This window comes from Streptomyces sp. NRRL B-3229 (assembly GCF_000719505.1).
Lineage (GTDB): Bacteria > Actinomycetota > Actinomycetes > Streptomycetales > Streptomycetaceae > Streptomyces > Streptomyces griseorubiginosus.
In genome coordinates this window covers 93013-106486 of the sequence record NZ_JOGP01000006.1, presented here as the reverse complement: position 1 = coordinate 106486, position 13474 = coordinate 93013, and the positions used below count along the sequence as shown (strand labels likewise).

The 13474-nt window shown below is 71.1% G+C and carries 13 protein-coding genes; 7 read left to right on the top strand and 6 right to left on the bottom strand.

Features of this window, described 5'->3' with window-relative positions; translation table 11 throughout:
- The first annotated feature begins 159 nt into the window (after window positions 1-159).
- Complete coding sequence (locus IF54_RS0110775; protein ID WP_030316993.1) at window positions 160-1716, top strand: ABC transporter substrate-binding protein; 1557 nt, start codon at window positions 160-162, stop codon at window positions 1714-1716.
- Between the two features lie 134 nt (window positions 1717-1850).
- The gene (locus tag IF54_RS0110770; protein WP_030316991.1) at window positions 1851-2249 is read left to right on the top strand and encodes an ATP-binding protein; all 399 of its coding nucleotides are present in this window, start codon (window positions 1851-1853) and stop codon (window positions 2247-2249) included.
- Between the two features lie 85 nt (window positions 2250-2334).
- On the opposite strand, the gene IF54_RS0110765 is transcribed toward IF54_RS0110770, so the two are convergent.
- Both IF54_RS0110765 and IF54_RS0110760 read right to left on the bottom strand, forming a co-directional pair.
- Window positions 2335-3792 carry a sensor histidine kinase gene (locus tag IF54_RS0110765; protein WP_030316990.1) on the bottom strand — a complete coding sequence of 486 codons (1458 nt, stop codon included), beginning with the start codon at window positions 3790-3792 and terminating at the stop codon, window positions 2335-2337.
- Complete coding sequence (locus IF54_RS0110760) at window positions 3789-4490, bottom strand: response regulator transcription factor (protein WP_030316989.1); 702 nt, start codon at window positions 4488-4490, stop codon at window positions 3789-3791. Before IF54_RS0110760 ends, IF54_RS0110765 begins: the two co-directional genes overlap by 4 nt.
- A 163-nt stretch (window positions 4491-4653) precedes the next feature.
- Here IF54_RS0110760 and IF54_RS0110755 point away from each other — a divergent pair, with 163 nt between their 5' ends.
- On the top strand, window positions 4654-7092 hold the full coding sequence (locus IF54_RS0110755) for an MMPL family transporter (RefSeq protein WP_030316987.1): 2439 nt from the start codon (window positions 4654-4656) through the stop codon (window positions 7090-7092).
- 5 nt (window positions 7093-7097) lie between these two features.
- On the opposite strand, the gene IF54_RS0110750 is transcribed toward IF54_RS0110755, so the two are convergent.
- The 4 genes from IF54_RS0110750 to IF54_RS0110735 all read right to left on the bottom strand — a co-directional run bounded on the left by IF54_RS0110750 (window position 7098) and on the right by IF54_RS0110735 (window position 9286).
- Window positions 7098-7871: a TetR family transcriptional regulator gene (locus IF54_RS0110750; RefSeq protein ID WP_030316985.1), complete on the bottom strand. Its 774-nt coding sequence runs from the start codon at window positions 7869-7871 to the stop codon at window positions 7098-7100.
- Window positions 7872-7882: 11 nt separating this feature from the next.
- Window positions 7883-8377: a thiol-disulfide oxidoreductase DCC family protein gene (locus tag IF54_RS0110745; RefSeq protein ID WP_030316983.1), complete on the bottom strand. Its 495-nt coding sequence runs from the start codon at window positions 8375-8377 to the stop codon at window positions 7883-7885.
- Window positions 8374-8769, bottom strand: a complete 396-nt coding sequence (locus IF54_RS0110740) for a hypothetical protein (protein ID WP_020135659.1) — start codon at window positions 8767-8769, stop codon at window positions 8374-8376. The genes IF54_RS0110745 and IF54_RS0110740 overlap by 4 nt, the downstream gene beginning before the upstream one ends.
- A gap of 106 nt (window positions 8770-8875) precedes the next feature.
- Window positions 8876-9286: a VOC family protein gene (locus tag IF54_RS0110735; protein ID WP_030316981.1), complete on the bottom strand. Its 411-nt coding sequence runs from the start codon at window positions 9284-9286 to the stop codon at window positions 8876-8878.
- Between the two features lie 126 nt (window positions 9287-9412).
- On the opposite strand from IF54_RS0110735, the gene IF54_RS0110730 reads away from it, so the two are divergent.
- The 4 genes from IF54_RS0110730 to IF54_RS0110715 all read left to right on the top strand — a co-directional run bounded on the left by IF54_RS0110730 (window position 9413) and on the right by IF54_RS0110715 (window position 13393).
- Window positions 9413-9910, top strand: coding sequence for a TM2 domain-containing protein (locus IF54_RS0110730; protein WP_030316979.1), 498 nt, complete (start codon window positions 9413-9415; stop codon window positions 9908-9910).
- Complete coding sequence (locus IF54_RS0110725; protein WP_234438960.1) at window positions 9882-10343, top strand: DUF2752 domain-containing protein; 462 nt, start codon at window positions 9882-9884, stop codon at window positions 10341-10343. The genes IF54_RS0110730 and IF54_RS0110725 overlap by 29 nt, the downstream gene beginning before the upstream one ends.
- 186 nt (window positions 10344-10529) lie before the next feature.
- The gene (locus IF54_RS0110720) at window positions 10530-10922 is read left to right on the top strand and encodes a hypothetical protein (RefSeq protein WP_030316974.1); all 393 of its coding nucleotides are present in this window, start codon (window positions 10530-10532) and stop codon (window positions 10920-10922) included.
- Between the two features lie 2 nt (window positions 10923-10924).
- Window positions 10925-13393, top strand: coding sequence for a DUF4132 domain-containing protein (locus tag IF54_RS0110715; protein WP_030316972.1), 2469 nt, complete (start codon window positions 10925-10927; stop codon window positions 13391-13393).
- Window positions 13394-13474: the final 81 nt, after the last annotated feature.

Here is a 13474-nt window from a genome sequence, read left to right as displayed (position 1 = left end):
AGAGCCCTGTGAAATATGGCCGAAACTCCCCGCGGTAACGTCTTGCCCAAATGGACAAATCCCTCTTCCCCCAGGTGAAACACCTGTGATTAGGTGATCCGCGCCACTAGGGGGTGGCATGTGCACTGGGACCCACAGGGGTCCGGGGAGGGCAAACCGATGCGGTCGGTTCGCGTGCGGATTCTCGCGACGCTGCTTGTTCTGGGGGCCGTGGGAGTAGGCGGCTGGCAGCTGCTCCCGTCGGACGGGAGCACAGGCAGGACGATCAAGGTGGGGACGACCGACGAGGTCACCTCGCTCGATCCGGCAGGGGCCTACGACGCCGGTTCCTGGGCGCTGTTCAACAACGTCTTCCAGTCGCTGCTGGCCTTCGAGCCGGGCAGCGCCGCGCCCGTGCCGGACGCCGCCCAGAGCTGCGGCTTCCAGGGCAGCGGCCTGCGCACCTACCGCTGTGTGCTGCGCGAGGGCCTGAAGTTCCCGAGCGGCCGCGAGATGACCGCCGAGGACGTCAAGTACTCCTTCGACCGGGTCAAGAAGATCAACTCCGACGTCGGCCCGGCGGCTCTCCTGGACACCCTCAAGTCGGTCCAGGCCAGTGGGCGCACGGTCACCTTCCAGCTGTCCTCGCCCGACGCCACCTTTCCGTTCAAGCTCGCCACGGGCGCCGGGGCCATCGTCGACAGCCACAAGTACCCCGCCGACTCGCTGCGCAAGGACAACGAGGCCGACGGCACCGGACCGTACGAGCTGACGTCGTACACGAAGGGCAAGAAGGCGGTCCTCGCACCCAACGGGAACTACCAGGGCGAGATCAAGAAAACAGGCCGCCCGATAGAACTCGACTACTACGCCGACTCGGCCAAGCTCAACAGCGCCTGGAAGGCCAAGCAGCTCGACGTCGCCTACCGCCAGCTGCCGCCGCAGGTGCTCGCCGGACTCAATCCGAGCGACCCCGGCCAGCGCGTCTCGGAGGCCGACAGCTCCGAGATCCGCAACCTCTACCTCAACACCCGCGCGGGCAGGCCGCTGCACGAGACCAAGGTGCGCCAGGCCCTGGCCTGGCTGATCAACCGCGAGCAGCTGGCCGCCTCGGTGTACGAGGGGACCGTCGACCCGCTCTACTCGCTGATCCCGACCGGCATCACCGGCCACACCACGTCGTTCTTCGACGCCTACCCGGAGCCGAACATCAAGAAGGCGCGGGCGCTGCTCGCCCAGGCCGGTGTGTCCACCCCGGTCAGCTTCACCTACGGCTACGGCCTGAGCAGCGGTTCCGCCGCGGCGGAGGCCAAGGAGCTCAAGCAGCAGCTGGAGGCGGGCGGCCTGTTCAAGGTGACGCTCAAGGGTTACGAGTGGACCGACTTCCAGAAGCGCTGGGCGAGCGGGAAGCTGGACGCCTACGCGGTCGGCTGGGTGGCCGACTACCCGGACCCGGACACCTACGGCTCCCCGCTCGTCGGCAGCGACGGCACCATGAACACCGGCTACAGCAGCAACGAGGTCGACCACCTCATTCAGGACAGCCGGCGCTACGCCGACCGCAGCGAGGCCGAACAGGACTTCCGGGACCTCCAGTCGGACATCGCCAAGGACGTCCCGGTCATCCCGCTCTGGCAGGCGAAGGACTACGTCGTCACCAGCGAGGACGTCGGCGGCGGCCAGTACCTCTCGGACGGCACCGGAGTCTTCCGCCTGTGGAGCCTGAACTGGATCTGAACCCGACGCGATCGCGCCATGTCCGGCGCGGCGGCTGACGCATTTCCACGGAACCGGCATTCGCCCGCGCGACGCCGGGCAGCCACTCGACGCAGCAGCATGTGGCGGAGGTGTGCGTGGGGTGAGGAGCAGACGTGCTGAGACGCAACTCCTTCCGGCTGCCCCGGCATCCGGCTTCCGTCGGTCTCGCCCGGCGCCGGGTCCGTGACCACCTGGCCGACTGGGGGCACGGGCCGGACGATCCGGCGCTGGCCGACGCCGTACTGCTCGTCTCGGAACTGGCCACCAACGTGGTCCGCCACGGGCCGTTCCGCGAGCGCGAGTTCGAGGTCGCGGTGACCGCACTCGCCGACGGCTCCTGCCTCATAGAGGTCTCCGACGAGGGCCGTGTCGAACCCCGCCTGCGGGTCGTCGGCGAGTCCGAGGAGACCGGCCGCGGCCTGCACCTCGTCGAGAACATCGCCGCGGCCTGGGGCGTCTGGACCCGCGGCAGGCACGGCAAGACCGTCTGGGCCCTGGTCCTCGCCCACTGACGTCAGCGATACGGCCGTACACCCCCGCCCCTTCCCCCACCCACCCGGCCTCCGCCCCCGGCACCCCCCCAGGCAGGGCCCGGCGTCAGGCGTCGGCCACCGGCCTCCCTTCCCGCAGCGTGACCGTCACCGCCAGCCCCTCGCCCGGGGCCGTACGGACGGCCACCTCGCCGCCGTGGGCCCGCACCACCCCCTGCACGATCGCCAGCCCGAGACCGCTGCCCGCGCCGCCGCCGGCCCGGAAGAACCGGTCGAAGACGCGCGCCGCGTCCTCCTCGCCCAGCCCCGGCCCCTGGTCCGCGACACACAGCCGTACGACCCCGTCCGCGCGTTCCACGCACAGCCGCACCGGCACCTCGGCGGGCGTGTGGGTGCGGACGTTGCCCACCAGGTTGCCCAGCACCTGTCTGAGGCCGGACTCGTCGGCCCGCACCAGCAGCGCACCCTCGGCGGCGACCTCCACGGGCCGGTCGGGCTGCTGCACCCGCAGGTCGTCGGCCGCCTCCCGCACCAGCCGGCTCAGGTCGACGTTCCTGAAGCGCAGTTCGGGCTGCTGGTCGAGGCGGGCGAGGGTGAGCAGCTCGTCCACCAGCCGCCCCATCCGGTCGGTCTCCGCGAGGACCCTGGTCCAGGCCCGCTTTCGCTCGTCCGGGTCGGAGAGCATGCCTTTGTCGTACAGCTGGAGATAACCGCGTATCGCGGACAGCGGGGTGCGCAGCTCGTGCGAGGCATCGGCGACGAAGCTGCGCAGCTGGGCCGCGCTGCGCTCGCGCGTGCGGTACGCCGACTCGACCTGGTGGAGCATGGAGTTGAGGGCGACCCGCAGCTGCTCGACCTCCAGGGTGGCCTCGCAGCTGGAGGGGATGCGCCGGGTCAGGTCGCCCTCGGCGATCGCCGACGAGGTCTCCACCATGTCCTCCAGCGGCCGCATCCGGCGCCGGACGCTGAACATCGTCAGACAGGCGAGCAGCGTGAGCAGCAGGCTGCCGATCGCCAGGTCGAGCCGGACGGCCTTGGCGACGCCCTGGTGCAGGACATCGGTGGGTGCGGCGAGCAGCGCGTAGGTGCCGTCGCCGAGCCGGGCCGCCGTCGCGCGGTAGGTGGAGCCGTCGAGCGTGACGTCGTGCGGTCGGGAGGCGGCGGCGAGCGCGCTCGGGTCGCCCACCGCCTCCGCGAGGTCCCGCTGGGACTCGCTCGGATCGAAGCCGAGGATCCCGACCGGCGAACCCTTGCTGTCGACGGCCGCGAAGACGGTCCCCGTCGAGCGGTCCTTGCCGTCGTGCGCGGGGATGAGCCGGTCGCGGACGAAGCTCAGCATGCTCAGCGAGTCGATCTCCCGGAGCGTGAGCTCCGAACCGCCCAGGGAGTCCCGGGTCTTGATGAGCTGGCTGTCGATCTGGTCGAGCAGGTAGTACCGCATGCCCATCACGCTCACGGCGGTCGCCGCGACGATGCCGATCGCCAGCAGCGCCACATTGGCCAGCGTCAGCTTGCCGCGCAGGGAGTGGATGCCGTGCCGGCGACGGGACAGGCGCAACGTCATGCGAGCCCGTATCCGACACCCCGCCGGGTGGTGATCACCGGCGGGCCCAGGACGTCCAGCTTGCGCCGCAGATAGCTGATGTAGGTCTCGACGACGGTCGACTCGGGCGGGGTGTGCTCGTACTGCCAGACATGGCGCAGGAGCTGCTCCTTGGGCACGATCCGGCCGCCGTTGCGCACCAGGAAGCGCAGCAGCGCGTACTCGGTGGGGGTGAGCTCGACCGTGCGGCCGTCGCGGTGCACCGAGTACGTCGTCTCGTCCAGCTCCAGGTCGCCGTAGCGCAGGGGCGGGCGCTGCGGCAGGACGTCGGCCGGGCGGGTGCGGCGCAGCACGGCGGTGATCCTGGCGACGACCTCGTCGATGTTGAACGGCTTGGTGATGTAGTCGTCGCCGAAGCCGAGCGCGCCCACGATCTCGGTGGGGGAGTCCCGCGCGGTGAGGAAGACCAGCGCCAGGCCGGGCGTGCGGGTGCGCAGTTCACGGCCGAGGGCGCGGCCGTCGCCGTCGGGCAGCATGACGTCGAGCAGGGCCACGTCCGGGCAGGTGCGCTCGGCGAGCGCGAGCGCCTCGCGGACGGAGCCCGCGACCATCACCTCGAAGCGGTGGTAGCGCAGGGCGATGGCGAGGACGTCGGCGATGCTCTCCTCGTCCTCCACCACCAGCACGGTCCCCGGACTCTTCGTCTCTCCCCCAGTCATGCCCCCAGTATCGGCCGGGCCACTGACAGTCGGGCCGGTTCGCCCTTTGGAGTTCCTTGAGAGTCATGGGTGTCTCATGTCCACGCGCGTGTGCCGCCGCCGATCCTGTTCCGCAGGACCTGGGGGACCGACCGACTACTGAGGAGAGTTGAGCGTGGCGGCATTGGCACGTTGGTGCTATCGGCACCGGCTGGTGGTCCTGTTGCTGTGGCTGGGGGCGTTGTTCGGGCTGGGCTTCTCGGCCTCGACGGCGGGCACGAACTACGCGAACGTGTTCTCCCTGCCCGACACGGACTCCAAGAGCGCGTACGACCTGATGGAGAAGGCCTTCCCGAACACCTCCGGCGACACCGACACGGTGGTCTGGAAGGTCGACGAGGGCTCCGTGCGGGACCAGGCGGTTCGGGACCGGATACGGCCCGTCCTGGACGACATCGCGAAGATGCCGGGCGTCGGGGCCGTGACCAGTCCCTACGACGCTCGGGGGGCCGCGCAGGTCAGCAAGGACGGCACCATCGCGTACGCCCAGGTCACCTTCGTCAAGCGCGCCAACGAGGTGCCCAAGGAACTCGTCCAGGACGTCCTCGACACCGCGCAGGGGGCCGACCGGGCCGGTCTCCAGGTGGAACTGGGCGGCCAGGCGATCCAGCGGGTGCAGGAGCCGCCGCAGGGGCTGTCGGAAGGGGTCGGCATCGTCGCGGCCGCCGTCGTGCTGTTCCTGGCGTTCGGCTCGTTCTTCGCCATGACGCTGCCGATCGCGATCGCCGTCTTCGGCGTGGGCACCGGCCTGTTCGCCACCCAGCTGCTCAGCCACACCACAGACGTCCCCGACATCGCCCCGCTGCTGGCCTCCCTGATCGGCCTCGGCGTCGGCATCGACTACGCCCTGTTCATCGTCACCCGGCACCGCAAGGGCATCCAGCGGGGCCTGGACCCCGAGGAGGCGGCGGTCACCGCCCTCAACACCTCCGGCCGGGCGGTGCTGTTCGCGGGCGGCACGGTCTGCATCGCGCTGGCCGGCATGCTGGTGACGCGCCTGCGCTTCCTGGACGGCGTGGTGATCGGCACCTCGCTGACCGTGGTGCTGAGCGTCCTGGCCGCCACGACCCTTCTGCCGGCCCTGCTCGGCTTCCTCGGCCCGCGGGTGCTCAGCCGCCGCCAGCGGCGCAGGCTGGCCGCCCAGGGGCCGGAGGCCGAGGGCGCCTCGGGACTCGCCGCCCGCTGGTCGACGGCCGTCGAGAAGCGCCCCCGCAGGATCGCCGCGCTCGCCCTGGTCTTCATGGCCGTGCTGGCCGTTCCCGTGCTGTCGCTGCGCCTTGGCGCCACCGACCAGGGCAACGACGACGCCTCGACGACCACCAGGAAGGCCTACGACCTGCTCGCCGAGGGCTTCGGACCGGGCTTCAACGGACCGCTCCAGGTGGTCACCGAGGGCGCCGAGACGAGCGCCCTGGTCAAGGGCCTCCAGGACACGCCCGGGGTCGCCCAGGTGGCCGCGCTGCCGCCCGCGAGGGGCGTGACGGTCATCCAGGTCGTGCCCACGACCTCACCGCAGTCCGTGGAGACGGACCGGCTGATCGACCGGCTGCGGGACGACGTCATCCCCGCCGCCGGCGTGAAGGCCCACGTGGGCGGGGTGACGGCCGTGTCCAAGGACTTCTCCACCGTCACGGGCGACCGTCTGCCGCTGTTCATCGCGACGATCATCGGACTCGGCTTCCTGCTCCTGCTGGTCGCCTTCCGCTCCCTGGTGGTGCCCCTGACGGCCGCCCTGATGAACCTGATCGCCGCCGCGGCCTCCTTCGGGGTCCTGGTCGCGATCTTCCAGTGGGGCTGGGGCCTGGAACTGCTCGGCCTCGGCAAGGAGGGCCCGATCAACGCCTTCCTGCCGGTCATCATGCTGTCCCTGCTCTTCGGGCTCTCGATGGACTACCAGGTCTTCCTGGTGAGCCGTATGCACGAGGAGTGGGTGCACACCCGCGACAACGCCCGCGCGGTACGCGTCGGCCTCGCGGAGACCAGCCGGGTCATCAACTCCGCCGCACTGATCATGGTCTGCGTGTTCATGGCGTTCGTCCTCAGCGGTGACTCGGGCGCCGCCATGGCGGGCGTGGGCCTCGCGGCGGCTGTCGCCCTGGACGCGTTCATCCTGCGCACCGCCCTGGTCCCGGCCGCGATGCATCTGCTCGGCAACGCCAACTGGTGGCTGCCCGGGTGGCTGGAGAAGCGGCTGCCGCACCTCGCGGTGGAACCGAAGGAGGAGGCGTCGCCCCCCACGGCGGCCGGCGCCGCCGACACCCGCGCCGGGGCTGGTGCGGACGGCGGCCCCGCCTCGGCCGTTCACGGCTACGTCCGTACGACGGAGGGCGACCCGGTGGAGGGCGCGTCCGTGACCCTGCTGTCGGCCGGGGGCCGTCAACTGGACCGCGTGGTCTCGCTGGCCGACGGTTCCTACATCGTCTCGGTCCCGGCACCGGGGACGTACCTGCTGGCGGTCGCGGCTCCCTCCTACGGCTCCCGCGCGCGGCACGTCGTCGTGGGGGAGGGGCCGCTGGTGTACGACGTCGAACTGGCCGAGGGCGAGGTCGACGCCGTCAACTGACGTGACTAGGGCTTCCCGCCGGGGCTCGGCATCACCTTCGTCATCCCCGGCAGGAAGTCCGTGAACAGCTCGTGCACCTCCCGCACGAGCGGCCGCAGCACCCGGAAGCGGGCCAGCGACACGCCCCGCGCGGTGAGCCGGGCACCGCGCTCCGCGAGCCGGTAGCTGCGCTCGCGGCCCTCCGTGCGGTCGAAGATCCAGTACAGGACGAGACCCATCTGGGAGAGCCACAGCAACTCGGGCAGCACATCCCGGAGTTCCTCGGGCACCTTGGTCTTCGTCGCGCCCCGCAGCACCTCCCGGTGCACCGAGATGGCCTCCACGCGCGCGTGCTCGGACTCCGGGGAGAAGGGGCTGAGCGGGCTGTCGGGATCGGCGGCGTTCTTGAAGAACTGCACCGCGAACTCGTGGTACGGCTGCGCGATGTCCAGCCAGACCTTCAGCACCCCCGCGAGCCGCGCCTCCAGGTCGCTCTCCCGGGCCAGTACCTCCCGGACCGCCACCTGGTGCTCGGCGGCGATCCGGTCGTAGAAGCCCTGGATCAGGTGCTCCTTGCCCGCGAAGTAGTAGTACGCGTTGCCCACGGAGACCCCGGCCTCCTGGGCGATGGCCCGCATGGTCGTCTTGTCGTAGCCCCGCTCCTGGAACAGCCGCATGGCCGTCTCCAGGATCAGCGCGCGAGTCTGCTCGGACTTGCTCGAAGCACTCGGGGGAGCGCCCTCTTGGGGGCCGTCGTTGTTCGCGGGGTCGTTGCTGGCGGGGTCGTTGTTCGCAGGCACGACAAGAGAGCCTAGCCAGTGGCACAGCTGTCGCCCGCACAGCCCGGCGGGGTGTGGAACCAGCCCCGGCGGGGGTCGTACGCCCAGCCGTCCGAGCGGCGGTACACCGTGCCGCCCCACTGGCCCTGCTGCCACTGCGCGCCCCGCCACTTGGCGGCGGCGAGCACCGCGCCCCTCGCGAGCCGTGCCCCGGACGGGGTGCTGAGCCGGTGGGCGAGCGGCCGGTGCTCGCGCAGCGCCCACAGGGTCACGATCCAGGCGGCCGTGTCGCGGTAGACCTGCCCCGCGTCACCGACGACGGTGATCTCCTCCAGGGTGGCGCCGTGGTCGAGACCCGGGAACCGCCGCCGGGCCTCCTCGGACCCCGCCGGGACCAGCTCCAGCGGCACCAGTTGCGGCTGTCGTACGAGCCAGCCGCGCAGGAAGGCGCACAGCGAGCACTCGGCGTCGTACAGGACGGTGAGCCGGCGGACCGGGGTGCGGTCCGCCGTGGTGCCGCCGTTCACGCCTGGACCCAGTCCTGGGGCGCGACCGGCGGCACCTGCTCCCGCTCCAGGGCACCCCGCCTGCGGATCCGGTTGAGGACGTACACATTGGCCAGGTGCATCACGCCGAGCACCAGCAGGACGACGCCCAGCTTGGTCGACAGGGCCTCGAAGACGCCTCGGGTGTCCTCGATCGTCCCGTCTCCGCTGAGGTACAGCGCGACGAAGCCGAGGTTCACGAGGTAGAAGCCGACCACCAGGAGGTGGTTGACGGCGTCCGCGAGCTTCTCGTTGCCGCGCAGCACGTCGGCGAGGAAGACCCGTCCGTTGCGGCTGAGCGTGCGGGCCACCCAGACGGTCAGGGCGATGCTGACGACGAGGTAGATGACGTAGGCGACGACCGTGCGGTCCATGCGCCTCCCCCTTCTTGAACATGTTCAAAAAGCTGACAGGGGTGACTCTAGACCTGCTTTTGAACATGTTCAACTCATTGGAGGAGGGCGGTGCCTGAACTGGGCCTCAGGCTCGCCGGGCGAGCTCCGGGCGCTTGGTGTAGTCGGTGAACCCGAGGACGTTCCCCCAGGGGTCGGCGATCTCGGCCGTCCAGCCGGTGGCCACGGAGAAGACCTCGTCGAGCAGTTCGATGCCCGCCGCGCGCAGTTCCCGGGCGGCGGCCCGGGCGTCCGGAACCTCCAGCCACACGCGCGTGGCGGGCCACGGGGGCGGCCGGTGCCCGAGCGCCTCTTCCTGGCGGAGCAGGATCCCGGGTGTCTCGCCGCCGACCTTCAGCAGTGCGATCCCGGCCTCGTCGAGCCGGAAGCCGACCGTGAAGCCCGCGCGCTCGTAGAAGGAGACGGCCTCGCCGAGGTTCCCGACGGGCAGCAGCACGTTGTCGAAACCGAGCAGTTCGTACGACTCGTCATCTGACATGTCGTCAGATTAAGCCGGGAGTCATCGAACGGGCTTCTGCGACGCGGTGTCCGTCGGGCATGATGACCGGGCGCATTGTCGTCTTTTCGCGGGTCGTCCCGCTTAGGTCCCCAGGAGCAGTCCCCCTTGAGCGAGCAGCAGGGTCACGAGCAGCAGGATCCCCAGCAGGGGCCGCGGAAGGAGTCCCCGCAGGGCTTCCAGCAACAGGGTCCGCCGCAGGGGCCGCCGGGATACCAACAGCAGGGGCCGCCACAGGGGCCGCCGGGATACCAACAGCAGGGTCACCAGGAGCAGGGATACCCGCCCCCCGGCTACGCGCCTCCCGGGTTCCCGCCGCCGGGCTACTACCCGCCCCCGGGGACCTACACGGGAGACCCCAACGCCCCCTACGGCTACGACCCGTACGGACGTCCGTACTCCGACAAGTCGAAGGTCATCGCGGGCATCCTCCAGCTCACCCTCGGCGGCTTCGGCGTCGGCCGCTTCTACCTGGGCAACGTCGGCATGGGGCTCGCGCAGCTCTTCACCTGCGGCGGGCTCGGGGTCTGGTCGCTCATCGACGGCATCCTCCTGCTCACCGGGAACGACCACACCGATGAACACGGCCGGATCCTCCGCAGCTAGGACGGAGGGCGCCGGGGCCGGGCCGCCGGCGCCCCCGCGACCTGTACGCCGCTCCCCGCTCCGCCACCCCGCCGCGGCACCCTCGGCGGTGCTCGCCGCGGGAGCGGCGGGAGCGGTGTACCTCTACCGCACCGACCCGCACGAGCCGGGCCACCTCCTGCCGCGGTGCCCGTTCCGCATGCTCACCGGCCTGCTCTGCCCGGCCTGCGGCGGTACCCGCATGGTGTACGACCTGATGCACGGCCACTTCACCGAGGCCTGGCTGGACAACCGCGCCCTGCTGCTGGCCTCCCCGTACGCGCTGTACCTACTGGGCCGCTGGGCATGGGAGGGACTGCACGGCCGCCACTGGCGCCCCACGCTGAGCCCCCGGGCCCAGCTGCTCGTCCTCGCGGTGGCGGTGACGTGGACGGTGGCGCGCAACATCGCGTAGCGGGCCGGGCCTGACCATTTCCCGGGTGAGGTTGACGGGCGGGTGAGGTCGTCGGACGCCCCAAGGTCCGTCGTGGCTGGTCGCGCAGTTCCCCGCGCCCCTGATGAGTCGCAGTCCACGTGCGCCACGACGGGACCGTCACCTGTCTCGCACCCCGTTGTCAGTGGTGGCTCGTAGTGTCTCGGCATGGGAATCGTGATGTTCGTCGACGAGACGACAAGCGGGAGCCGTAGTGACGGCTGGGGGCTGGAGATCGCCGAGGAGCGGCTCGCCGTCCAGGAGTTGATCCGGCGTCGGGTGTTCCAGGAGGTCGCCGAGTACAACGCGCGTACGCCCGCGGTCTTCCAGGGCCTGGTCCAGCCCGAGGACACCGAGCGCGTGCTGAACGGCTACGCGTTGCGCACGCCCCGCCGCATAGATCCCGAGACCCAGACCGAGCTCGCCCTCAAGGCCTTCGCCGGCAACGGATTCCTGGTGCTGGTCGGTGACCGCCAGGTCACCGAGCTCGACGAGGAGATCGACCTCGCGTTCGGCACCGAGGTCACCTTCCTCAAGCTCGTCCCGCTGGTGGGTGGCTGACCATGGGTGAGATCCAGAGGTGCAAGGAGCTGGTCGGCCGCCGGATCGCCGAGGACGACCTGGAGGGGCTGGCCGTCGACCTGCTCAAGGCCGCGGTCGCCAACCACGGCAACTGGACCGGCCTGTGGGACGGCGTACTGGACCGTGCGCGCAGGCTGCCCCCGGAGGGGCGGTCACGGGTCGCCGACGGCCTCGTGACGCAGTACCACTCGGACGAGGCGGGCCCGAACGCCCGGGAGAACGCCCTGATCCTGCTCGGCATCATCTCCCGCGACCTGCCGCCCCACGACCGCCTGGCCGCGGAGCGCCTGGCCCTGCTCGACCAGATCTCCCGCCAGCACTCCTTCTGGTTCGCCGCCGGCTACGAGAACCTCATCGAGGCCGAGCTGGCCGCGGGCCGCCCGATCTCGCCCGCCGTCGTCGCCACCGTCCGGCGCTCGGTCCAGCACGCCTACCACAACGAGGACCTCGTCCGGATGGCGAAGAAGCTGACCGAACCACCCGTCAACGTCGGTGAGGCCTGGGCCGACCAGGCCCTGCGTGACGCGGCCGACGACCCCGACTGGCAGGCCCTGCTGGCGCACGCCGCCACCGCCACCGCCGCCAAGCCCAACGCCAAGTGGGACCAGCGGGCCACGGCCCTGACCACCTCCCTGGGCCCCGACCGCGTCCGCGAGACCGTGCTCGCCTGGCTCGCCCTCGTCGGCCGCCCCCGCACCCTCGAACTGGAACGCGGCACCTACGAACCGGACGTCAACGGCGCCTACGACCCCTACAACGCCAACGCCCTCCGGGGCCTGGCCTGGCTGCTCTCCCTCCTCCCGCCCCACCCCGACACCGCCCGCGCCCTCGGCGCCCTGGTCGAGACCTCCCTCAAGAAGGTCGCCGGCCTGGGCCCCCGCAACCCGAAGGTCGCCAACGCCGGTGTCAACGCGCTGGCCCGCATCGACAGCGAGGCCGCCCTCGCCGAACTCGCCCGCCTGGCCACCCGGGTGACGTACAAGAACACCCTGAAGCTGCTCGACGGGGCCCTGGAGAGCCGCGCCGCGGCCCTCGGCCTCAGCCGCGAGGAGATCGAGGAACTCGCCGTACCCGCCTACGGCCTGACCCAGGTCGGACGCGCCGAGCACCGGCTCGGGGAGGTCACCGCGGTCCTCGAAGTCCAGGGCACGAAGGCCGTGTTGACCTGGCGCAACGCGAGTGGCAAGGCCATGAAGAGTGTCCCCGCGGCCGTCCGCCGCGACCACTCCGAGGAGCTCAAGGAACTCAAGGCGGCCGCCAAGGACATCGACAGGATGCTCTCGGCCCAGAGCGAGCGCCTGGACCGCCAGTTCCTCGCGGACCGGACCTGGTCCTACGCCACCTGGCGCGAGCGCTACCTCGACCACCCCCTGGTCGGCACCCTCGCGCGGCGCCTCCTGTGGACGGTCGACGGCACCACGGTCGGCCACGCCGAAGGCGCCCTGCGCACCCTCGCGGACGCCCCGGTCACCGAGGGCACCGAAGTACGCCTCTGGCACCCGGTGGACCACACCCCCGCCGAGATCGTCGCCTGGCGCGACTGGCTGGAGCGGCACGGCGTCACGCAGCCCTTCAAGCAGGCCCATCGTGAGGTCTACCTGCTGACGGACGCCGAGCGCGCCACGGGCACCTACTCCAACCGTTTCGCGGCCCACGTCCTGCGCCAGCACCAGTTCCACTCCCTGGCGGCGGCGCGGGGCTGGCGCAACAAACTCCGGCTGGCCGTCGACGACGAGGCGCCACCGCCCTCCCGCAACCTGCCCCGGTGGGGCCTGCGGGCCGAGTACTGGATCGAGGGCGACGGCGGCGCGGACTACTCGGACATCACCGACTCCGGCAGCTATCTGCGTCTGCGCACCGACCAGGTCCGCTTCTACCCGATCGACGCCCCGGAGAACTCGGCGCACTGTGCGGGCGGCGAGTACCGCATGTGGCTGCGTGACGGCGCCGAGCCGGTGAACCCCCTGCCCCTGACCGGCATTCCGCCCCTGGTCCTGTCCGAAGTCCTGCGCGACGTCGACCTGTTCGTCGGCGTGGCCAGCGTCGGCAACGACCCCACCTGGCAGGACGGCGGCCCCGGCGGCCGCTTCCAGGAGTACTGGACGTCGTACGGCTTCGGAGAGCTCAACCAGAGCGCCGAGACCCGTCGGCTTCTCCTGGACCGCCTGATCCCGAGGCTCGCGATAGCCGACCGCTGCACCCTGGAGGGCCGCTTCCTCCACGTCAAGGGCGACCGCCACACCTACAAGATCCACCTGGGCTCGGGCAACATCCTCCGCACCCCGAACGACCAGTACCTCTGCATCGTCCCGAAGTCCGCCCCGGCCTCCCCGCAGACCGGTTACCTGCCCTACGAGGGCGACCGCATGCTGGCGGTCATCCTCAGCAAGGCGATGATGTTGGCGGCCGACACCAAGATCACGGACCCGACGATCCTCAGCCAGCTGTGACGGCCGCACGCGGCGCCGGCGCGGGAGGCGCGAAGGGGGCTACCGCCACGGGGTGAAGTGGGAAAGCAAGCCGCCGTCACT

Coding starts and splice junctions, on each gene's coding strand:
- IF54_RS0110775 (WP_030316993.1), top strand. CDS start 160: ATGCGGTCGGTTCGCGTGCGGATTCTCGCGACGCTGCTTGTTCTGGGG.
- IF54_RS0110765 (WP_030316990.1), bottom strand. CDS start 3,792: ATGACGTTGCGCCTGTCCCGTCGCCGGCACGGCATCCACTCCCTGCGC.
- IF54_RS0110760 (WP_030316989.1), bottom strand. CDS start 4,490: ATGACTGGGGGAGAGACGAAGAGTCCGGGGACCGTGCTGGTGGTGGAG.
- IF54_RS0110740 (WP_020135659.1), bottom strand. CDS start 8,769: ATGGACCGCACGGTCGTCGCCTACGTCATCTACCTCGTCGTCAGCATC.
- IF54_RS0110735 (WP_030316981.1), bottom strand. CDS start 9,286: ATGTCAGATGACGAGTCGTACGAACTGCTCGGTTTCGACAACGTGCTG.
- IF54_RS0110725 (WP_234438960.1), top strand. CDS start 9,882: ATGAACACGGCCGGATCCTCCGCAGCTAGGACGGAGGGCGCCGGGGCC.
- IF54_RS0110720 (WP_030316974.1), top strand. CDS start 10,530: ATGGGAATCGTGATGTTCGTCGACGAGACGACAAGCGGGAGCCGTAGT.
- IF54_RS0110715 (WP_030316972.1), top strand. CDS start 10,925: ATGGGTGAGATCCAGAGGTGCAAGGAGCTGGTCGGCCGCCGGATCGCC.